Source organism: Streptomyces sp. NPDC030862, from assembly GCF_055571835.1.
Genome location: NZ_JBVIEN010000008.1, coordinates 385,607 through 405,150 on the forward strand (window position 1 = coordinate 385,607; position 19,544 = coordinate 405,150).

Consider the following 19,544-nt stretch of genomic DNA (forward strand, 5'->3'; position numbering starts at 1 on the left):
CGCTCTTGGCGGAAGTCGCCAAAGCCCGCTGACAAGTCGTCTCGCATACTTGTCGGTAACCACCTCTAGCCGCGCCACGATCCCCCGCTCTACGGTGCTCGCATGCCGCCGAACCTGCCCGATGTCGTGCTGTGGTCCATCCCCGCGTTCGTCCTGCTCACCGTCCTCGAAATGGTCAGCTACCGACTGCATCCCGACGAGGACGCCGCCGGGTACGAGGTGAAGGACGCCGCCACGAGCATCGGCATGGGCCTCGGCAGCATCGTCTTCGACCTGCTGTGGAAGATCCCGGCCCTCGCCCTCTTCACCGCCGTCTACGAGCTCACGCCGCTGCGTGTCCCCGTCCTGTGGTGGACCGTTCCGCTGATGCTGCTCGCGCAGGACTTCCTCTACTACTGGTCCCACCGCGGCCACCACGTCATCCGGATCCTGTGGGCCTGCCACGTCGTCCACCACTCCAGCCGGAAGTTCAACCTCACCACCGCGCTGCGCCAGCCCTGGACCTCGCTCACGGTGTGGCCCTTCTTCCTGCCGATGGTGGCCCTCGGCGTGCACCCGGCGGCGGTCTTCTTCTGCTACTCCGCCAACCTCGTCTACCAGTTCTGGGTCCACACCGAACGGATCGGGAAGCTGCCCCGCCCCGTCGAGTACGTCTTCAACACCCCCTCCCACCACCGCGTCCACCACGCCTCCCAGGGCGGCTACCTGGACCGGAACTTCGGCGGGATCCTCATCCTGTGGGACCGGATGTTCGGCTCCTTCGTCGCGGAGACGGAGCGGCCCGTCTACGGGCTCACCAAGAACATCCACACGTACAACCCGCTGCGCGTCGCCACCCACGAGTACGCGGCCATCGCCCGTGACCTGCGTGCCGCCCGGAGCTGGCGCGAGCGGGCGGGGCGGATCTTCCGCGGGCCCGGCTGGCAGCCGGCGGCGCTCGACGCGCGGGTCGAGCGCCAGGTCCCGGAGCGCACCGCGTGACCCCGACCCCCAGGGGACCGGTCGCCCGGGTGCTGCTCCTCGCCTTCGTGGTGGCCGTCGCCGCGGACCTGGCCGCCCTGCTGGCCGGGTCCGACACCGGGCACCGGATCGCGAAGCCGCTGCTCATGCCGCTGCTCGCGGCGTACGCGGTGTCCGCGGTGTCCGCGGTGTCCGCGGTGTCCGCGGCGTCCGCGGTGGCGAGCCGCCCGCCGGGGCGCGTACCCCGGCCCCTGCTCGCCGCCCTGCTCTTCGGCTGGGGCGGTGACGTGTTCCTGCTGTCCGACGCGGAGTGGACCTTCCTCGTCGGCATGGGCTCCTTCGCCGCCGGACACGTGTGTTACCTGTTCCTGTTCCGCCGTGCCCGTACGTCCCCGGCTCTGGGGGCCGTCTACGGTGCCGCTCTCGTCGTCACGGTCGTCCTCCTCTGGCCCGGCCTGCCCGCCGACCTGAGGGTTCCGGTCGCCGGGTATGCGGCGCTGCTCACGGCCATGGCGTACCGCGCCAGCGGGCTGGGTCTCGCCGCCGGGGCGGGCGGGGCGCTGTTCCTGCTCTCGGACACGCTCATCGCCGCCGGGGTCGCCGACTGGCCGCAGCCGCCCGTCCCCGACTTCTGGATCATGGCCACCTACACGGCGGCCCAGTACCTGCTGGTCCAGGGGGTGCTCTGGACAGCCGGTCAGGGACCGAGCCACTCCGCACGGTCCGTACCCAGCGGCGCGGGCGGCCGTGCCCAGTCCGCCGGGCCCCCTTCGTACGACACGGGCGAGCGCGCGTAGCGCAGCCGTCCCAGGGGGCTGTCCCGTTCCGTCAGCCACCGCTCCGGGTCGTACGGGCCGCCGCCCTCCGGGCCCTTGGCGAGGCCGTGCGTCAGCCAGTGCGCGGTCTGCGTCAGCGCCAGCCGGGCCAGGCGGGTCCCGCCTGCCCTGTGCTGCTCGGTCAGCGCACGCAGGACGGCGGCGGCGAGCAGATAGCCCGTGCCGTGGTCCAGGGCCTGGACGGGGAGGGCGCCCGGCTCCTCCGCGGAGCCCTCCAGCAGGGCGATGCCCGTCGCCGCCTGGACCAGGCTGTCGAAGCCGCGCCGCCCGCCCCACGGGCCGTACCGGCCCCACGCCGACAGCTGCGCGACCACCAGACCCGGGCGGCGCTCGTCGAGCGCCTCGGGCGAGAGCCCGAACCGGTCCAGCGCGCCCGGCCGGTAGCCGGTGACCACCACATCGGTGTCCGCCAGCAGCTCCTCGAACGCCCGCCGGTCCGCTCCCCGCCCCAGGTCCAGGGCCGTCGACCGCTTGCCCATCCCCGTGTCGTTGTGCGCCTCCGGGGTCTCCGGCAGCTGCGGGGCGTCCACCCGCAGCACGTCCGCGCCCAGCAGCGCCAGCGTGCGCGTGGCGACCGGCCCCGCGAGCACACGCGTGAGATCCAGCACCCGCACGCCGGCGCACGGCAACGGAGCCTCACCGCGCACGAGCCCCGGCAGCGTGCGCGCCCCGGGCACCCGCGCCGGGGCGTCACCGAGGCGCTCCAGCGTCAGCAGCGGCTGCCGCGCCACCAGGGCGCCCTGTTCGTGTGCCGCCCACGCGGCGGAGCCGCGTACGGCGACGGCGAGCCCGCCCGCCGCGTACACGGCGTCCTCCACGGCCACGGCCGGGCGCTCGGCGATCGCGGCCGCGACGGCGTCCGGCCCGGCGCCGCCCGGCAGGCCGAGCGCGGCGAGCAGCCGGGCCCGGTGGTGCGGATAGTTGGCGTGCGTCCGGACCCATCCGTCCGCAGCCCGCCAGAACCGCGACAGCGGCGCGAACCCCTCCCAGGGGCGCCCGTCCAGCCGTACGAGGCGGTCGCTGCGGAAGGCCGTCGCGACCGCCCCGTCGTCCACCTGTACGCGCGGCACGGGCTGCCCTGTACGGACCGCGCCAAGCTCGGCGGCCGCCAGCGCGCAGGCCGCCACCGTCGCACGGGCCAGTTCCATGACCGGCAGCCGCGCGGGCAGCCCACCGGACGGGCCGCCGTACGCGACGCGGCCCAGGAGGGCGGCGTCGGCACCCAGTGCCACCCAAACGGACGCCGTGGCGGTGGAAAGGGTCGACTCCATACCGCCACTATGGCACTGGGTGCCACCTCAGGGAAGGTCTTACCGCGCGGCCTAGCGGCGCACCGCGTCCAGGGCGTCGACCATGCCGACGCCGTAGAACCCGTTCCGCCGCTCACCGCCCTCGCACACCGCGTCGACCGTGCCGTTCTTGTCGATGTCGTACGGAACGGTGCACGGCATGGCGTCGGCCCGCGCGTACAGCAGCGCCTTCACCTCGGCCGGCGTGGCATGCGGCCGTACGGACTTGACCAGCGCCGCGACACCCGCGACGTGCGGCGACGCCATGGACGTACCGGACTTGTAGGCGTACGTGTGGCCGCCGCGGAACGTGGTGGACAGGATCCCGCCCTTGGTGGCCGGCGCCTGGGGCGGCTGGTACGCCGTCGAGTCGCCGCCCGGCGCCGCGATGTCCACGACGCCGAGGCCGTAGTTGGAGTACGAGGACTTCAGCCCCTGTGCGCCCGTGGCCGAGACGGTCACGATGCCCGGCAGCTGGGACGGGATGTCGAAGCACTCACGCGTGTTGACGGTCCGTACGACCGGGGTGGTGTCGTTCGGGCTGGTCTTGTCGGTCAGGGTCTCGGACGCCAGGTCCATCCGCGCGTTGCCGGCCGCGGCCACGTTCACCACGCCCTTGCGCTCCGCGTACCGGGACGCGCGCGTGACGGCCTCCACGAGCGCCTTCTGGTCGGGGTCCGTCGTGCAGTTGAACAGCCAGGGGTCCGTGTAATAGCTGTTGTTGGTCACGTCGACGCCGTGCTCCGCCGCCCACACGAAGCCGCAGACGACCGCCTCCGTGTAGTACAGGCCGCTGTCCGGCTCCGCCACCTTGAGGCTGGAGACCTTCACCCCCGGCGCGATCCCGGTGACGCCGATCCCGTTCTTCGCCGCCGCGATGGTGCCCGCCACGTGCATGCCGTGGTCGCTCTCCTCGGCGGCCGGCCGCCAGGCGTTGTCCTTCTGCACCGGTACGCCGCCGAGGCAGCTCGCCGACGCCGCGCGGTCGAAGTTCGGCGCGATGTCCGGGTGCGTGTCGTCGACCCCCGAGTCGAGCACCGCGACGGTCACGGCGCGGCTGCCCAGCGTCTTGAGGTGGGCCTTGTCCGCCTTGATGGCGGGCAGGTCCCACTGCAGCGGCTGCAGCGGATCGTCGTCGGCCGTCGAGGTGGCCGCCCGCGCCGTCGCCGCCCGCGCCTCAAGGACGGTCAGCGGCTGGTCCCCCGCGACGTCGTCGCTGGTCTGGGCCGCCAGCGGAGCGGTCCGCGTCGCACCGGCCGATTCCACGCCCGGCACCGCGCGGAGCTCCGCCGCGAAGCGCGGGTTGCTCGCGTGGACGATGATGACGCCGATCTGGTCGTACGCGATGACCACCCTGCCGCCGGCCGCGGCTATCGCGCGCTTCACCGCCGTGGCGGTGGGCTGGCCGCCCGTCACATTGACGACGTACGACATCGCCGGGCCGACCGCCGGGCCGACCGCCGTTCCGGCCGCTGTGGCGGCCTGCGCGGGGGCGACCGGTGCCGGTGCCGGTGCGGCCGACGCCGCGCCCGCCGGCAGCAGCAGGCCGAGTGACGCCGTGAGCGCCAGTCCGGCGGGCAGGGCGGCGCGACGCCGCACGCGCCCGGATCCCAGATGAGCCATGGGTTCTCCACATCATCCGTGACGGCCGCCCACACCGGGTGAGGTGTGGGCGGGTACATGACGAGCGAAGCTAGCGCCGATCATCCCGGCGCAGCAACGAGTTGGCCGATCCGGGCGACCGCACGAGGAAAAAACGGCTGGAGGTGAACCGCTTCGCCCGGCTCCCCGTGACGTTGACAGGGAGAACCGTGAGGTCCTTTCCGTCCCTGCCCAGCCCATCCGCGTCGCGAGGAGTTTTTCGTGGCTACCGATGCACCGCCGCCCCCTCAGGGCGGTACGGACACCAGCCCTGTCCAGCCCACGACCGAGTCGTTCGTCGAGGTGCAGGGGAGTGCTGAATTCGGCGAACTACGCCGCACGTACCGCTCCTTCGCCTTCCCCCTGACCATCGCCTTCATCGCCTGGTACCTGCTGTACGTGCTGCTGTCCAACTACGCGGGCGGCTTCATGGGCACCAAGCTCTTCGGCAACATCAACGTGGCGCTCGTCCTGGGCCTCGCCCAGTTCGTCACCACGTTCCTCATCGCCTGGTTCTACTCGCGGCACGCGGCCGAAAAGCTCGACCCCAAGGCGGAAGCCATCAAGACCCGTATGGAGGCCGACGCATGAGTGCCGCTCACCCCACCGTCCTGCTCGCGGCCGGAGCCGGCGACGCCTCGGAGCACCGGCCGCTGATCGTCACGCTCTTCGCGTGCTTCGTCGTCGCCACCCTCTGCATCACCGTCTGGGCCGGCCGCCAGACCAAGAGCGCCGCCGACTTCTACGCGGGCGGGCGGCAGTTCACCGGCTTCCAGAACGGCCTGGCCATCTCCGGCGACTACATGTCCGCCGCGTCGTTCCTCGGCATCGCCGGAGCCATCGCCCTCTTCGGCTACGACGGCTTCCTCTACTCCATCGGCTTCCTGGTCGCCTGGCTCGTCGCCCTGCTCCTGGTGGCCGAGCCGCTGCGCAACTCCGGCCGCTTCACCATGGGCGACGTGCTGGCGTACCGGATGCGCCAGCGGCCCGTCCGCACCGCGGCCGGCACCTCGACCATCGTCGTCTCGATCTTCTACCTGCTGGCCCAGATGGCCGGCGCGGGTGTGCTCGTCTCCCTGCTGCTCGGCATCACCTCGGACGGCGGCAAGATCGCGATCGTCGCCCTCGTCGGCCTGCTGATGATCGTGTACGTCACCATCGGCGGCATGAAGGGCACCACCTGGGTGCAGATGGTCAAGGCCGTCCTGCTCATCGCGGGCACCCTGCTCATCACCCTGCTGGTGCTGTGGAAGTTCAACTTCAACATCTCCGACCTGCTCGGCAAGGCCGCCGAGAACAGCGGCAAGGGCGCCGCCTTCCTGGAGCCCGGCCTCAAGTACGGCGCCACGGGGACGTCCAAGCTCGACTTCATCTCGCTGGGCATCGCGCTCGTCCTCGGCACCGCCGGACTGCCGCACATCCTGATCCGCTTCTACACCGTGCCCACCGCCAAGGCGGCCCGGAAGTCCGTCAACTGGGCCATCGGCATCATCGGCGCCTTCTACCTGATGACCATCGCCCTCGGCTTCGGCGCCGCGGCCATCGTCGGGCCCGCCGACATCACGGCGTCCAACAAGGCGGGGAACACCGCGGCCCCGCTGCTCGCCCTGCACATCGGCGGCGTCGACTCGGCGGGCGGCGCCATCCTCCTCGCCGTGATCTCCGCGGTCGCCTTCGCCACCATCCTCGCCGTCGTCGCCGGGCTGACCCTCGCCTCGTCCTCGTCCTTCGCGCACGACATCTACGCCAGCGTGATCCGCAAGGGGCAGGCCACCGAGAAGGAGGAGGTCCGCGCGGCCCGCTGGGCGACCGTCTTCATCGGCATCGTCTCCATCGCCCTCGGCGCCCTCGCCCGCGACCTGAACGTGGCCGGGCTCGTCGCCCTCGCCTTCGCCGTCGCGGCCTCCGCCAACCTGCCGACGATCCTCTACAGCCTCTTCTGGAAGCGGTTCACCACCCAGGGCGCCCTGTGGTCGATCTACGGCGGCCTGGCCGCGTCCGTCGCGCTGGTGCTCTTCTCGCCGGTCGTGTCGGGCAAGCCGAGTTCGATGTTCCCGGACGCCGACTTCGCCTGGTTCCCGCTGGAGAACCCCGGCCTGATCTCCATCCCGCTGGGCTTCCTCCTCGGCTGGCTCGGCTCCCTGCTCTCCAAGGAGGAGCCGGACAAGGGCAAGTACGCGGAACTCGAGGTCAAGTCCCTCACCGGTGTCGGAGCGCACTGACCCGGACACCGTACGAAACGGGCGGGCGGGCCGCGTCGTAGGTCCCTACGACGCGGCCCCGCCGCTCCTGTGGACAATGGCCCGTGTCGTTGTCAGTGGTCTCGCGTAGTCTCGCTGGTAGACGGATCCCGGTAACTCGGGGAAGGGGGCCCCAGTGCTCATCGACACCTTCGGCCGCGTGGCCACTGACCTGAGGGTCTCGCTCACCGACCGCTGCAATCTGCGGTGTACGTACTGCATGCCCGAAGAGGGGCTGCAGTGGCTCGCCAAGCCCGACCTGCTCACCGATGACGAGATCGTCCGGCTGATCACCATCGCCGTCACCGACCTGGGCATCACCGAGGTCCGCTTCACCGGCGGCGAGCCGCTCCTGCGCCCGGGACTCGTGGGCATCGTCGAGCGCTGCGCCGCCCTCGAGCCCCGCCCGAAGATGTCCCTGACCACCAACGGCATCGGGCTCAAGCGCACCGCCACCGCCCTCAAGGCCGCCGGCCTGGACCGGGTCAACGTCTCGCTCGACACCCTGCGGCCCGACGTCTTCAAGACCCTCACCCGCCGCGACCGCCACCACGACGTGCTCGACGGCCTCACCGCCGCCCGCGACGCCGGCCTCACCCCGGTGAAGGTCAACGCCGTCCTCATGCCGGGGCTCAACGAGGACGAGGCCCCCGACCTGCTGGCCTGGGCCGTGGAGAACGACTACGAGCTGCGCTTCATCGAGCAGATGCCGCTCGACGCCCAGCACGGCTGGAAGCGCGACGGAATGATCACCGCCGGCGACATCCTGGAGTCCCTGCGTACGCGCTTCACGCTGACGCCCGAGCCCGACGAGGCGCGCGGGTCGGCCCCCGCCGAGCGCTGGATCGTCGACGGCGGCCCGCACCGCGTGGGCGTCATAGCCTCCGTCACGCGTCCCTTCTGCCGGGCCTGCGACCGCACCCGCCTCACGGCGGACGGCCAGGTGCGCACCTGCCTCTTCGCCCGGGAGGAGACCGACCTCAGGGCGGCGCTGCGCTCGGACGCCCCCGACGAGGAGGTCGCCCGGATCTGGAAGCTCGCGATGTGGGGCAAGAAGGCCGGCTCCGGCCTGGACGACCCGAGCTTCCTGCAGCCGGACCGCCCCATGTCGGCGATCGGCGGCTGAGGCCCGGGCCCGGTTTCGGCGGCCCCGCTCCGCGCGCCGAGCTCAGTGCTCGGAGGCCGGGCGCGACTCCCACTCGGCGAGCGTCACCACGTCCTTGAGGAACCCGCGCACGCCCAGGAACTGGGACAGGTGCTCGCGGTGCTCGTCACAGGCCAGCCAGGTCTTGCGGCGCTCCGGCGTGTGCAGCTTCGGGTTGTTCCAGGCCAGGACCCACACGGCGGCCGTCCGGCAGCCCTTGGCGGAACAGATGGGCCGGCTCACCTGCTGCGTCTCCGGCTGGCTCTCCGGCTGGGTTTCGTCGCTCACCACACGTCCAAACAAAAACGGCCCGAACAAAGGCGACGCCGAGCAGCCACGGGGGGAGCTGCCCGGCGTCGGTCCGTCGCTCCGACGGGGGATGCGGAGCGCCTACGCAGTATGTCACGCACACCCCGTCGCAGTGCACTGGAACGTCATGATTGATCTGAGCTTTTCTTGAGCTTGTATGCCCGCCGACCGGCGCCTCACCGGCGGCCGCGGCTCACCTCTGCTCGTACTGCCGTTCCCCTTCGGGTTCCGGCTGACGTTCCGCTTTCTCCCGTACGGGCGGCTGCGCGGGCTCCCGGTCGCCGTCCCCCGCGGGCTCCGACGCCTCCAGCATCGGATGCGTGGGCGTCGGCGTGACGACGAAGCTCGACGGCGCCGGGGGCGCGGTCTCCCGGCCCGCGTTCGCGATCACCACGGCGATGTACGGCAGCACCGCGCCGAGCACCAGCGCCACGATCGCCACATGCCGTTCCACGTTCCACAGGGACGCCGCCGCGATCACCGCCAGCGTCCGCACCGACATCGAGATCACATAGCGGCGTTGCCGGCCCCGTACGTCGTCGGCCAAGCCCTGACGGGCGCCGGTGATCCGGAAGACCTCGTCATGACCGCGCTTCCGCATCGCGTTCCACCACCCGACGTCTGTGCCGGACACTCCCCGGACCGGACCTGCTTCCACGGTACGCCCGCCCTGCGCCCCGTTCGAGAGCGGGGCACCCCTTCACCAGGCCATACGCCCTCCTGTGTACCGCGTACGGTTCGCTCCGACATGCGCCGTACGGCGCGGACCCGCACACTGTCGATGACTGCTCATGTCGATCTGTACCGATCTGTACCGAGGAGGCAGCCATGGGCTGGTTGTGGGCGATCATCGTGGGATTCGTGCTGGGTCTGCTGGCCAAGGCGATCCTGCCGGGCAAGCAGCACAGCCCCCTGTGGCTGGCCACCATCTTCGGCATCATCGGCGGCATCGTCGGCAACGCCCTCGCCCGGGCGTTCGGCATCGAGGCGACGCCCGGCATCGACTGGGGCCGGCACGCCCTGCAAGTCGTGGCGGCGGTCGTCATCGTCGGAGTCGGCGACATGCTCTACATGTCGATGCGCGGCAGGAAACAGCGCGCCTGACCGGCCGTGCAACAGGCCGAGGCGGCCCGGGCGCGTCCTCCGTGCCCGGGCCGCCTCGGCCCTTCGTCATCCGTCCCGGGGGCGTCAGCCCGCCGCGACCTCGATCGCCGCCAGGTTCTTCTTGCCCCGGCGCAGCACCAGCCAGCGCCCGTGCAGCAGTTCCTCGGCCGAGACCTCGGCGTCCTCGGCGGTCACCTTGGCGTTGTTCACGTACGCACCGCCCTCCTTCACCGTGCGGCGGGCGCCCGACTTGCTCGGCGCCAGGCCGACCTCGACGAACAGGTCGACCACCTGGCCCAGCTCGGTGACCCGGGCGTGCGGGAGCTCGGCCAGCGCCGCCGCCAGCGTCGCCTCGTCCAGCTCCGCCAGCTCGCCCTGCCCGAAGAGCGCCTTCGACGCGGCGACGACGGCGGCGCACTGCTCCGCGCCGTGCACCAGCGTCGTCAGCTCCTCGGCCAGCGCCCGCTGGGCGGCACGGGCCTGCGGCCGCTCCTCGGTGAGCCTCTCCAGCTCCTCGATCTCCTCGCGGGACTTGAAGCTGAAGATCCGCAGGAACTTGGAGACGTCCCGGTCGTCCGCGTTCAGCCAGAACTGGTAGAACGCGTAGGGCGTGGTCCGCTCGGGGTCCAGCCAGACGGTGCCGGACTCGGTCTTGCCGAACTTGGTGCCGTCGGCCTTGGTGATCAGCGGCGTCGCCAGGGCGTGCACCGTGGCGTGGGGCTCGACCCGGTGGATCAGGTCGGTGCCCGCGGTGAGGTTGCCCCACTGGTCGCTGCCGCCGGTCTGCAGGATGCAGCCGTGGCGGCGGTACAGCTCCAGGAAGTCCATGCCCTGCAGGATCTGGTAGCTGAACTCGGTGTAGCTGATGCCCGCGTCGGAGTTCAGCCGCCGCGCGACCGCCTCCTTGGTGATCATCTTGTTCACCCGGAAGTACTTGCCGACGTCCCGCAGGAAGTCGATCGCCGACAGCCCCGCCGTCCAGTCCAGGTTGTTGACCATGGTCGCGGCGTACGGCCCCTCGAAGTCGAGGAACCGCTCGATCTGGGCCCGCAGGCGCTCCACCCAGCCGGCGACGACCTCCGGGGAGTTCAGCGTGCGCTCCGCGTTCGGCTTCGGGTCGCCGATCAGGCCCGTCGCCCCGCCGACCAGACCCAGCGGACGGTTGCCCGCCTGCTGGATCCGGCGCATGGTGAGGATCTGCACCAGATTGCCCAGGTGCAGGCTCGGTGCCGTCGGATCGAAGCCGCAATAGAACGTGACGGGACCGTCCGCGAACGCCTTGCGCAGTGCGTCCTCGTCAGTGGAAAGGGCGATGAGCCCCCGCCACTGCAGTTCGTCGACGATGTCCGTCACGGTGACGTCTCTCCTTGAACGAAGTGGGATCGAACAGGTGCGGTGTTCCCTGCCAGTCTATGGGGGTCAGACGCCCAGGCTGACCGAACTCATGTTGAAGTCCGGCACCCGCAACGGCGGCATCGCCGCCCTGGTGAACCAGTCGCTCCACTCACGCGGCAGCGTCTTCTCGGTCCGGCCGGCCTCCGTGGCCCGCGACAGCAGGTCGACCGGCGACTCGTTGAACCGGAAGTTGTTCACCTCGCCGACGACCTCGCCGTCCTCGACGAGATAGACCCCGTCCCGGGTCAGCCCGGTCAGCAGCAGCGTCGCCGGGTCCACCTCGCGGATGTACCACAGGCAGGTCAGCAGCAGCCCGCGCCGCGTGGAGGCCACCATCTCCTCCAGCGACCGCTCGCCACCGCCGTCCAGCACCAGGTTGCCGATCGCCGGAGCCACCGGCAGGTGCGTGAGCCCCGCGCTGTGCCGCGTGGTCACCAGCCGCTCCAGGCGCCCCTCCCGTACCCACGCGGTGGGTTCCAGCGGCAGCCCGTTGTCGAACACCGAGGAGTCGTCGCCCGACGCGTGCGCGATCACGAACGGCGCGGACTCCAGGCCCGGCTCGTACGGGTCGCTGCGCAGCGTCAGCGGAAGCGGGGAGAGGGTCTCGCCGAGCCGCGTGCCGCCGCCCGGCTTGGAGAAGACGGTGCGGCCCTCCGTTGCGTCCCGGCCCGCCGCCGACCACATCTGGTAGATCAGCAGGTCGGCCACCGCGGTCGGCGGCAGCAGCGTCTCGTACCGCCCGGCGGGTAGCTCGACGCGCCGCTCCGCCCAGCCGAGCCGCCGCGCGAGCTCCGCGTCCAGCGCCAGCGGATCCACGTCCTTGAAGTCCCGCGTCGCCCGCCCCGCCCACGCCGAGCGCGTCCGGTCCGGAGACTTGGCGTTCAGCTCCAGCGTCCCGGACGGCTGGTCGTGCCGGAGCCGCAGCCCCGTCGACGTACCCAGGTACGTCGACGTCAGCTCGTGGTTCGCGAACCCGTACAGCTCCCGCCCGCCCGCGCGGGCCCGGCCGAACGCCTCGCCCAGCGCGGGCGCGAAGTCCCCGAAGACCGCCGAGGACGTCTCGGCGGGCGCGTCCGTGAAGTCCGGCGAGGCCGCGATCCCGGAGACCAGCGGCTGCGCGTCCTCGGCGGGCCCGGCCGCCCGCGCCGCCGCCTCGGCGGCCCGCACCAGCGGCTCCAGGTCCTCGGCCGTCACCGCCGACCGCGACACGACACCGGAGGCGGTGCCCTGCGCCCCGTCGACGGTGGCGATCACGGTGAGCGTCCGCCCCCGGGTGACACCGTTCGTCGTCAGGGTGTTGCCCGCCCAGCGCAGGTTCGCGGACGACTGCTCGTCCGCGATGACGACGCACCCGTCCGCGCGGGACAGCTCCAGGGCCCGCTCGACGATCTCGTACGGCTTGCTGACGGGGCTCATCGACCGGCCTCCTGCGTGGTGTTCAGAATGTTCACGCCCCGGAACAGGGCCGACGGGCAGCCGTGCGAGACCGCCGCGATCTGGCCCGGCTGGGCCTTGCCGCAGTTGAAGGCGCCGCCGAGGACGTACGTCTGCGGGCCGCCGACCTTCTCCATCGAGCCCCAGAAGTCCGTCGTCGTCGCCTGGTACGCGACGTCGCGCAGCTGCCCGGCCAGCCGCCCGTTCTCGATGCGGAAGAACCGCTGCCCGGTGAACTGGAAGTTGTAGCGCTGCATGTCGATCGACCAGGAGCGGTCGCCGACCACGTAGATGCCGCGCTCCACGCCCCCGATCAGGTCCTCCGTCGACAGACCGCCCGGATCCGGCTGGAGGGACACGTTCGCCATCCGCTGCACCGGCACGTGCGACGGCGAGTCCGCGAAGGCGCAGCCGTTCGACCGGCCCAGCCCCGTCAGCCTCGCGATCCGCCGGTCGAGCTGGTAGCCGACGAGGACGCCGTCCTTGACCAGGTCCCAGCTCTGCGCCTCGACGCCCTCGTCGTCGTATCCGATCGTCGCCAGGCCGTGCTCGGCGGTCCGGTCACCCGTCACGTTCATGATCGGCGAGCCGTACACCAGCTTGCCCAGCTGGTCGAAGGTGGCGAAGGAGGTGCCCGCGTACGCCGCCTCGTAGCCGAGCGCCCGGTCCAGCTCGGTGGCGTGGCCGATCGACTCGTGGATCGTCAGCCACAGGTTCGACGGGTCGACGACCAGGTCGTACGTGCCCGCCTCCACGCTCGGCGCCCGCATCTTCTCCGCGAGCAGCTCCGGGATCTGCTCCAGCTCCGCGTCCCAGTCCCACCCGGTGCCGGTCACGTACTCCCAGCCGCGCCCGGCCGGCGGCGCGAGCGTCCGCATCGAGTCGAACTCACCGGTCGTCGCGTCCACCGCCACCGCCGTCAGCTGCGGGTGCAGGCGTACGCGCTGCTGCGTGGTGACGGTCCCGGCCGTGTCCGCATAGAACTTGTTCTCATGGACGGTCGTCAGCGACGCGTCCACGTGCGCCACCCCGTCCGCCCGCAGCAGCCGCGCGCTCCACTCCGCCAGCAGCCCGCTCTTCTCCGCGTCCGGCACCGTGAAGGGGTCGATCTCGTACGCCGAGACCCAGGTGCGGTCCGCGTGCACCGGCTCGTCCGCCAGCTCCACCCGCTCCTCGGAACCCGCCGCCGCGATGACCCGCGCCGACAGCTTCGCCATGGCCACGGCCTGCGAGGCGACCTTCGCCGCCGCGTCCATGGTCGGGTCGACCCCGGACGCGAACCCCCACGCCCCGCCGTGCACCACCCGCACCGCGTACCCGAGGTCCGTGGTGTCCGACGACCCGGCGGGCTTGGCGTCCCGCAGCCGCCACGAGGCACTGCGTACGCGCTCGAAACGGAAGTCGGCATGCTCGGCGCCGAGCGCCCGGGCCCGCGCGAGCGCCGCGTCGGCGAGGGCCCGCAGCGGCAGCGCCGTGAAGGCTTCGTCGATGGAATGAGGCACGAATGTCTCCTGTCGTATGAGACCGGTCGCCTCCGATCATGTCGCGCCGCACGGTTCGCTGCCCAGTGCTTTCCGTGGTCCCGCCAGGGGTTTTCTGTAGGGACCCGACAGTGCGGCCCGTACGCCACTGTCAGAGGCCGATTCCGCGTACGACCAGCGGGACCGATAGGTTTTCGGGGTACCACACCATGCAAGGGAAAGGGTGATCCGTTGAGCCGCTCGGTTCTTGTCACCGGAGGAAACCGGGGCATCGGCCTCGCCATCGCCCGCGCGTTCGCCGACGCCGGCGACAAGGTCGCGATCACGTACCGGTCCGGCGAGCCGCCGGAGGGCTTCCTTGCTGTCAGGTGTGACATCACCGACGCCGAGCAGGTGGAGCAGGCCTACAAGGAGATCGAGGAGAAGCACGGTCCGGTGGAGGTGCTGGTGGCCAACGCCGGCGTCACCAAGGACCAGTTGCTGATGCGCATGTCGGAGGAGGACTTCACCTCCGTCATCGACACCAACCTCACCGGCACCTTCCGCGTGGTCAAGCGTGCCAACCGCGGCATGCTGCGCGCCAAGAAGGGCCGCGTCGTCCTCATCTCCTCCGTGGTCGGCCTGCTCGGCTCGGCGGGCCAGGCCAACTACGCCGCCTCCAAGGCCGCGCTGGTCGGCTTCGCGCGCTCGCTCGCCCGTGAGCTGGGCTCGCGCAACATCACGTTCAACGTCGTCGCACCCGGCTTTGTCGACACCGACATGACCAAGGTGCTGACCGAGGAGCAGCGCGCGGGCATCGTCGCCCAGGTGCCGCTCGGCCGCTACGCGCAGCCCGAGGAGATCGCCGCCACCGTCCGGTTCCTCGCGTCCGACGACGCCTCGTACATCACTGGAGCCGTCATCCCGGTTGACGGCGGATTGGGCATGGGTCACTGATCACATGAGCGGAATTCTCGAGGGCAAGCGGGTCCTGATCACCGGTGTGCTGATGGAGTCGTCCATCGCCTTCCACACCGCCAAGGTGGCCCAGGAGCAGGGCGCCGAGGTCATCCTGACGGCCTTCCCGCGGCCCACGCTGACCGAGCGCATCGCCAAGAAGCTGCCCAAGCCCGCCAAGGTCATCGAGCTCGACGTCACCAACGACGAGCACCTGAACCGGCTCGCGGACGTGGTCGGCGAGGAGCTCGGCGGCCTCGACGGCGTCGTGCACTCCATCGGCTTCGCGCCGCAGGACGCGCTCGGCGGCAACTTCCTCAACACGCCGTTCGAGTCCGTGGCGACCGCCATGCACGTCTCCGCCTTCTCGCTGAAGTCGCTGACGATGGCCTGCCTGCCGCTGATGCAGAACGGCGGCTCGGTCGTCGGTCTGACCTTCGACGCGCAGTACGCCTGGCCGCAGTACGACTGGATGGGCCCGGCCAAGGCCGCGCTGGAGGCCACCAGCCGGTACCTCGCCCGCGACCTGGGCAAGCAGAACATCCGCTGCAACCTGATCTCGGCCGGACCGATCGGCTCGATGGCCGCCAAGTCCATCCCGGGCTTCGGCGAGCTCGCGAAGGTCTGGGACGAGCGCTCCCCGCTGCAGTGGGACATGTCCGACCCGGAGCCGGCCGGCCGCGGTGTCGTCGCGCTGCTGTCGGACTTCTTCCCGAAGACGACCGGCGAGATCGTGCACGTCGACGGCGGCGTGCACGTCATGGGCGCCTGACCCATCGCGAAACGCACCGCGTAAACCCATCGCGTACCGGAAGGGCCGCGCACTCCGTCACGGACGGGGTGCGCGGCCCTTCGCGCACGGCGCGCGTGCCCGGGCCGGCGCTCGAGTCGAAGAGTCGCCGTGATCACGGCACACTGGTGCAGAACGGATATTCGTGTCCGTTGATCGGGGAGGAGGTGTGGCTGTGCGTACGAAGCACCACCTGGCCCTGGTGGCGGTGGCGGCCCTCCTGTGGGGGCCCGCCCTCAGCGCCCAGGCCTATGCCGAAGACCTCGAACGGTACGTCGCCTCATGCCGTACGTCGGTCGAGGGCTCGCGCGTCACCGCGCACTGCCACAACCCCTACCCCCACACGGACCGGGTCCGGCTGCACGTCGAGTGCGACCGTTGGTGGGACATCGACTCCGACAGCGCCGCCGTCGAGGTGGGCCCCACCGCCTACGCCGAGCTGACCGAGCGGTGCTGGAAGGAAGTACGCGCCGCCTGGATCACTCACGAGCCCGTACGCGGCTGATCGGCCGGCTCTGCTCCCCGATCGACGGCCGCCGCGCCGGCTTGGCGCAGGCACATGAAGGGGTAGCCGGCCGCCTCCGAGGCCGCCCGCTCCGCGTCGCCCGCGCGAATGGCCTCCACCAGCCGCGCGTGGTCCATGTGGTACTCCGGCCGCAGCTCCTGCCCCACGTCCTCGCGCAGCCAGTCGCGTACGAGATGCCCGAGGTCGGCGTAGAGCTCCGTCATGACGTCGTTGTGCGACGCCGCCACCACGGCCAGGTGGAACGTCGAGTCCGCCGCCACGAACCGCTCCGCGTCCCCGGCTTCCCAGGCCTCCTCGCGCCGTGCGAGCAGCGCGTCCAGCTGCTTCATGTCCCGGTCGGTGCGGCGCTCCGCGGCCAGGCGGGCGGCCGCCGACTCCAGCGTGGAGCGGAGCTCGGCGATGTGCCTCGGATCGGCGCCGGAGAAGCGGCGGTGCATCACCCCGGCGAGCTCGCTGGTGGCGATGACGTACGTGCCCGAGCCCTGGCGGATGTCCAGCAGGCCGTTGTGCGCCAGCGCGCGGACCGCCTCGCGGATCGTGTTGCGGGCCACGCCCAGCTGCTGGACCAGCTCCGGCTCGGTGGGGATGCGCGAACCGATCGGCCACTCGCCCGAGGTGATCTGGTTCCGGAGCTCGGCGATCACCTGATCGGTGAGCCCGGACCGGCGGGGAGTGCTGAGCGCCATGGGTGCTCCTCGGCGTCGTGAAGGGAAGCGGCGGAAGGGAAGCGTCCGACGATTGGACAGCCAATCATCCCATGATTCTATGATGGGTCCCATGTCCGACGAGCCGCTGACCCCGACCACGACCGAGTCCCCCACCCGCATACCCCGGCAGAGCGCCGCAATGAGCTCCGCCTCCGGCGCGGAAGCCACCGTGCCCGCTCGTAAAAGCACCACCACTACCGCCCTCTGGCTGCCCCGGCTCCTGGTCCTCGGACTCGTCCTCGCCGCGCTCAACCTCCGTCCCGCCATCACCAGCCTCGGTGCCCTCCTCGAAGAGGTCCGCGACGGGCTGCACATGAGCGGCAGCGTGGCCGGGGTGCTCACCTCCGTACCGCCGCTGTGCTTCGCCGTCTTCGGCATCACCGCGCCCCGGCTCGCCCGTCGCTTCGGGCCGGCCGCGATCGTGTTCGCCGGCATGGCCGCCATCGCGCTCGGGCTGGCCATCCGGCCCTTCACCGGCGGCACGGCCGCCTTCCTCGCCGCCAGCGCCCTCGCGCTGATGGGCATCGCCCTCAGCAACGTCCTGATGCCGGTCATCGTCAAGCGGTACTTCCCCGACCGCGTCGGCAGCATGACCGGCCTGTACTCGATGGCCCTGGCCCTTGGCACCTCCCTCGCGGCCGCCGCGACCGTGCCCATGACGGACGCGCTGGGCGGCAGCTGGCGCACGGGCCTCGGCGTGTGGGCCGCCCTCGCCGCCCTCGCGACGCTGGCCTGGCTGCCGCTGGTACGCGACCGGGGGCGGGGCCGGGGCGCCGCGACGGCGGAGGGCCGGGCGGAGGGCCGGGTGGAAGGCCGGGCGGAAGGCCCGGCTGAGCGTGGTCCGGCGGTGGACGCCGCCGCCGGGGCGCCGGCCCTGCGGATCACCCGCAGCCGGACCGCCTGGGCGCTCGGCGTCTTCTTCGGGCTCCAGGCCACCGGCGCGTACATCACCATGGGGTGGATGCCGCAGATCTTCCGCGACGCCGGGGTCTCCGCCGGTACGGCGGGCGTCCTGCTCGCCGTGACGATGGTGATGGGTGTGCCGCTCGCCTTCGTCATTCCCCGGCTGGCCGGGCGGATGAAGAACCAGGGCCCCATCGTGGTCGCCCTCTGCCTGTGCGGCCTGAGCGGATACGCGGGCCTCTTCTTCGCCCCGGCCGCCGGAGCATGGCTCTGGGCGCTGCTGCTGGGCGTCTCCAACTGCTCCTTCCCGCTCGCCCTCACCATAATCGGCATGCGTTCGCGCACCGGCGGCGGCGTCGTGCGGCTCTCCGCCTTCGCCCAGAGCGTCGGCTACCTCATCTCCATCCCGGGACCGACGCTGGTCGGCGCGCTCTACCAGCACAGCGGCGGCTGGGACGTGCCGCTGGCCCTGATGGCCGGGCTGATGGTGCCGCAGATGGCCGTCGGCATCCTGGCCGGACGGGACCGCACGATCGAGGACGAACTCTGAAGTGCGAGACTGGGCGGCATGGAACCTGTGCTTGACCCGAACCCCCAGAACGGTCAGAAGAAGCTGCTCGGTGTGCTCGGCGCGATGCTGGCGATCGGCTTGATCATCGGCATCGTCGCGTCGATCGCCTCGCCCTGACGCGCCGGCGGCCGGAGGACAGGGCCGGGCTGACGCCCGGCGCCCGGTGTCCGTGGTCGGGTGTCCGGGGTCCGGGGTCCGGCCGGGGGTGGGGGTAGCCCCCGATCCCCTAGGGGGCCGGGATCAGGGTGAAGTGGGTGGATCACCGGATGGGCCGGGACCACCGTGATCCGTAACGTCTGAGGTAGATCGGGACGCCGGGCCTCGGCGCCCCGCGCACTCGCGACCACGGACTCGGACCGCGGACCACGGACCCACGGAGGCGGCCATGTCGGCTCGTACGCACCCCCGGCCCCACGCCACCGGCGGCGTCGGCACCCGGCTGACCTGGTGGGCCGTCACCCTGCCGGTGATGGCGTTCGTCGCCCTGCTGGTGCTGATCACCGGGGGCGGAACCCGGGGCGGTACCGGGGGCGCTGAGGCGCATGCGACGGGTGGGGATCCAGCGGTGGGACGCATACTCGAACACATCCAACAGACGCTCTCCCCCTGAGGGGAGAGCTGGTCAACACCCTGCGCCCCGTGGCGGCTTTCATGCGAAGCTGGGGCCATGAGCGTCGATACACCCCGCAGGATCGTGCTACTCCGGCATGCGAAGGCCGACTGGAACCAGGTGTCCGACCACGAACGGCCGCTGGCCGACCGAGGCCGCAAGGACGCACCCGTGGCCGGCCGTCGGCTCGCCGAGACGGGCATCACCTTCGACCTGGCCCTGTGCTCGACCGCGGTCAGGACCCGCGAGACGTGGAAGCTGGTGGTCTCGGAGCTGCCGCAGCGACCCAAGACCGTGTACGAGGAGCGGCTCTACGAAGCCTCGCTCGGCGAGCTCATCGCGCTGCTCAACGAGACCTCCGACGAAGTGAACAACGTCCTCGTCATCGGCCACAACCCGGGTGTGCACGCCCTCGCCGACGCCCTGGCCGGGAGCGCGGAGGGGGACACGCTGGTCCGCATGAACCGCGGCGGCTTCCCGACCGCATCGTTCGCGGTCGTGGAGTTCGCCGGCTCCTGGAAGTCGGTGGAACACGGCGTCGGCACGCTCACCGGCTACTGGGCGCCGCACGAGTAACCCGCCCCTTCGTCACCCGGACCTTCGACCCGTGCGAACGACAAGGGGCCCGGACACCGGGTCGGTGTCCAGGCCCCTTCGGCCCGGCGCAG

Annotated in this window: 21 protein-coding genes; 13 read left to right on the forward strand and 8 right to left on the reverse strand. The window is 71.5% G+C overall.

Annotation, left to right across the window (positions count from 1 at the left end; translation table 11 throughout):
- Positions 1 to 102: 102 nt before the first annotated feature.
- Both ACZ42X_RS23365 and ACZ42X_RS23370 read left to right on the forward strand, forming a co-directional pair.
- The gene (locus ACZ42X_RS23365) at positions 103 to 981 is read left to right on the forward strand and encodes a sterol desaturase family protein (RefSeq protein WP_468293277.1); all 879 of its coding nucleotides are present in this window, start codon (positions 103 to 105) and stop codon (positions 979 to 981) included.
- Positions 978 to 1,757, forward strand: coding sequence for a lysoplasmalogenase (locus ACZ42X_RS23370; protein ID WP_468293280.1), 780 nt, complete (start codon positions 978 to 980; stop codon positions 1,755 to 1,757). The genes ACZ42X_RS23365 and ACZ42X_RS23370 overlap by 4 nt, the downstream gene beginning before the upstream one ends.
- On the opposite strand, the gene ACZ42X_RS23375 is transcribed toward ACZ42X_RS23370, so the two are convergent.
- Both ACZ42X_RS23375 and ACZ42X_RS23380 read right to left on the reverse strand, forming a co-directional pair.
- Positions 1,658 to 3,067 carry a CoA transferase gene (locus tag ACZ42X_RS23375; protein WP_468293283.1) on the reverse strand — a complete coding sequence of 470 codons (1,410 nt, stop codon included), beginning with the start codon at positions 3,065 to 3,067 and terminating at the stop codon, positions 1,658 to 1,660. The two genes, ACZ42X_RS23370 and ACZ42X_RS23375, sit on opposite strands and share 100 nt — an antisense overlap.
- Positions 3,068 to 3,118: 51 nt before the next feature.
- Positions 3,119 to 4,708 carry a S8 family serine peptidase gene (locus tag ACZ42X_RS23380; RefSeq protein ID WP_468293286.1) on the reverse strand — a complete coding sequence of 530 codons (1,590 nt, stop codon included), beginning with the start codon at positions 4,706 to 4,708 and terminating at the stop codon, positions 3,119 to 3,121.
- A 240-nt stretch (positions 4,709 to 4,948) separates the two neighbouring features.
- Here ACZ42X_RS23380 and ACZ42X_RS23385 point away from each other — a divergent pair, with 240 nt between their 5' ends.
- The 3 genes from ACZ42X_RS23385 to moaA all read left to right on the forward strand — a co-directional run bounded on the left by ACZ42X_RS23385 (position 4,949) and on the right by moaA (position 8,092).
- Complete coding sequence (locus ACZ42X_RS23385; RefSeq protein WP_468293289.1) at positions 4,949 to 5,317, forward strand: DUF485 domain-containing protein; 369 nt, start codon at positions 4,949 to 4,951, stop codon at positions 5,315 to 5,317.
- On the forward strand, positions 5,314 to 6,948 hold the full coding sequence (locus ACZ42X_RS23390; RefSeq protein ID WP_468293292.1) for a solute symporter family protein: 1,635 nt from the start codon (positions 5,314 to 5,316) through the stop codon (positions 6,946 to 6,948). The genes ACZ42X_RS23385 and ACZ42X_RS23390 overlap by 4 nt, the downstream gene beginning before the upstream one ends.
- A 154-nt stretch (positions 6,949 to 7,102) precedes the next feature.
- Positions 7,103 to 8,092: a GTP 3',8-cyclase MoaA gene (gene moaA, locus ACZ42X_RS23395; protein ID WP_468293294.1), complete on the forward strand. Its 990-nt coding sequence runs from the start codon at positions 7,103 to 7,105 to the stop codon at positions 8,090 to 8,092.
- A 42-nt stretch (positions 8,093 to 8,134) separates the two neighbouring features.
- Here the strand turns inward: moaA and ACZ42X_RS23400 are convergent, their stop codons facing one another.
- Positions 8,135 to 8,398 (reverse strand): hypothetical protein, encoded by a 264-nt coding sequence (locus ACZ42X_RS23400; RefSeq protein ID WP_468293297.1) that lies wholly within the window; start codon positions 8,396 to 8,398, stop codon positions 8,135 to 8,137.
- Between the two features lie 214 nt (positions 8,399 to 8,612).
- Positions 8,613 to 9,020 carry a DUF3099 domain-containing protein gene (locus ACZ42X_RS23405; protein ID WP_468293448.1) on the reverse strand — a complete coding sequence of 136 codons (408 nt, stop codon included), beginning with the start codon at positions 9,018 to 9,020 and terminating at the stop codon, positions 8,613 to 8,615.
- 227 nt (positions 9,021 to 9,247) lie between these two features.
- Here ACZ42X_RS23405 and ACZ42X_RS23410 point away from each other — a divergent pair, with 227 nt between their 5' ends.
- On the forward strand, positions 9,248 to 9,523 hold the full coding sequence (locus ACZ42X_RS23410) for a GlsB/YeaQ/YmgE family stress response membrane protein (protein ID WP_361415044.1): 276 nt from the start codon (positions 9,248 to 9,250) through the stop codon (positions 9,521 to 9,523).
- A gap of 84 nt (positions 9,524 to 9,607) precedes the next feature.
- On the opposite strand, the gene tyrS is transcribed toward ACZ42X_RS23410, so the two are convergent.
- The 3 genes from tyrS to ACZ42X_RS23425 form a co-directional block, all read right to left on the reverse strand.
- Complete coding sequence (tyrS, locus tag ACZ42X_RS23415) at positions 9,608 to 10,876, reverse strand: tyrosine--tRNA ligase (protein ID WP_468293302.1); 1,269 nt, start codon at positions 10,874 to 10,876, stop codon at positions 9,608 to 9,610.
- Positions 10,877 to 10,942: 66 nt separating this feature from the next.
- Complete coding sequence (locus tag ACZ42X_RS23420) at positions 10,943 to 12,334, reverse strand: metallopeptidase TldD-related protein (RefSeq protein ID WP_468293305.1); 1,392 nt, start codon at positions 12,332 to 12,334, stop codon at positions 10,943 to 10,945.
- Positions 12,331 to 13,854, reverse strand: coding sequence for a TldD/PmbA family protein (locus ACZ42X_RS23425; RefSeq protein ID WP_468293308.1), 1,524 nt, complete (start codon positions 13,852 to 13,854; stop codon positions 12,331 to 12,333). Before ACZ42X_RS23425 ends, ACZ42X_RS23420 begins: the two co-directional genes overlap by 4 nt.
- 210 nt (positions 13,855 to 14,064) lie before the next feature.
- Here ACZ42X_RS23425 and fabG point away from each other — a divergent pair, with 210 nt between their 5' ends.
- From fabG to ACZ42X_RS23440, 3 genes are all read left to right on the forward strand, one after another.
- Positions 14,065 to 14,769 (forward strand): 3-oxoacyl-[acyl-carrier-protein] reductase, encoded by a 705-nt coding sequence (fabG, locus tag ACZ42X_RS23430; RefSeq protein ID WP_361415052.1) that lies wholly within the window; start codon positions 14,065 to 14,067, stop codon positions 14,767 to 14,769.
- Positions 14,770 to 14,773: 4 nt separating this feature from the next.
- Positions 14,774 to 15,541 (forward strand): enoyl-ACP reductase FabI, encoded by a 768-nt coding sequence (gene fabI, locus ACZ42X_RS23435; RefSeq protein ID WP_468293312.1) that lies wholly within the window; start codon positions 14,774 to 14,776, stop codon positions 15,539 to 15,541.
- 193 nt (positions 15,542 to 15,734) lie between these two features.
- The gene (locus ACZ42X_RS23440) at positions 15,735 to 16,064 is read left to right on the forward strand and encodes a hypothetical protein (protein WP_468293315.1); all 330 of its coding nucleotides are present in this window, start codon (positions 15,735 to 15,737) and stop codon (positions 16,062 to 16,064) included.
- Here the strand turns inward: ACZ42X_RS23440 and ACZ42X_RS23445 are convergent.
- Positions 16,043 to 16,771, reverse strand: coding sequence for a FadR/GntR family transcriptional regulator (locus ACZ42X_RS23445; RefSeq protein ID WP_468293318.1), 729 nt, complete (start codon positions 16,769 to 16,771; stop codon positions 16,043 to 16,045). The two genes, ACZ42X_RS23440 and ACZ42X_RS23445, sit on opposite strands and share 22 nt — an antisense overlap.
- A gap of 91 nt (positions 16,772 to 16,862) precedes the next feature.
- On the opposite strand from ACZ42X_RS23445, the gene ACZ42X_RS23450 reads away from it, so the two are divergent.
- From ACZ42X_RS23450 to ACZ42X_RS23465, 4 genes are all read left to right on the forward strand, one after another.
- A complete protein-coding gene (locus ACZ42X_RS23450) occupies positions 16,863 to 18,245 on the forward strand; it encodes a CynX/NimT family MFS transporter (protein WP_468293321.1) in 1,383 nt (460 codons plus the stop codon).
- A gap of 18 nt (positions 18,246 to 18,263) precedes the next feature.
- Entirely contained in the window at positions 18,264 to 18,383 is a 120-nt protein-coding gene (locus ACZ42X_RS23455) for an SGM_5486 family transporter-associated protein (RefSeq protein WP_361415062.1), read from the forward strand.
- Positions 18,384 to 18,651: 268 nt separating this feature from the next.
- A complete protein-coding gene (locus ACZ42X_RS23460) occupies positions 18,652 to 18,876 on the forward strand; it encodes a hypothetical protein (RefSeq protein ID WP_468293324.1) in 225 nt (74 codons plus the stop codon).
- A gap of 57 nt (positions 18,877 to 18,933) precedes the next feature.
- On the forward strand, positions 18,934 to 19,452 hold the full coding sequence (locus tag ACZ42X_RS23465) for a SixA phosphatase family protein (protein WP_468293327.1): 519 nt from the start codon (positions 18,934 to 18,936) through the stop codon (positions 19,450 to 19,452).
- Positions 19,453 to 19,544: the final 92 nt, after the last annotated feature.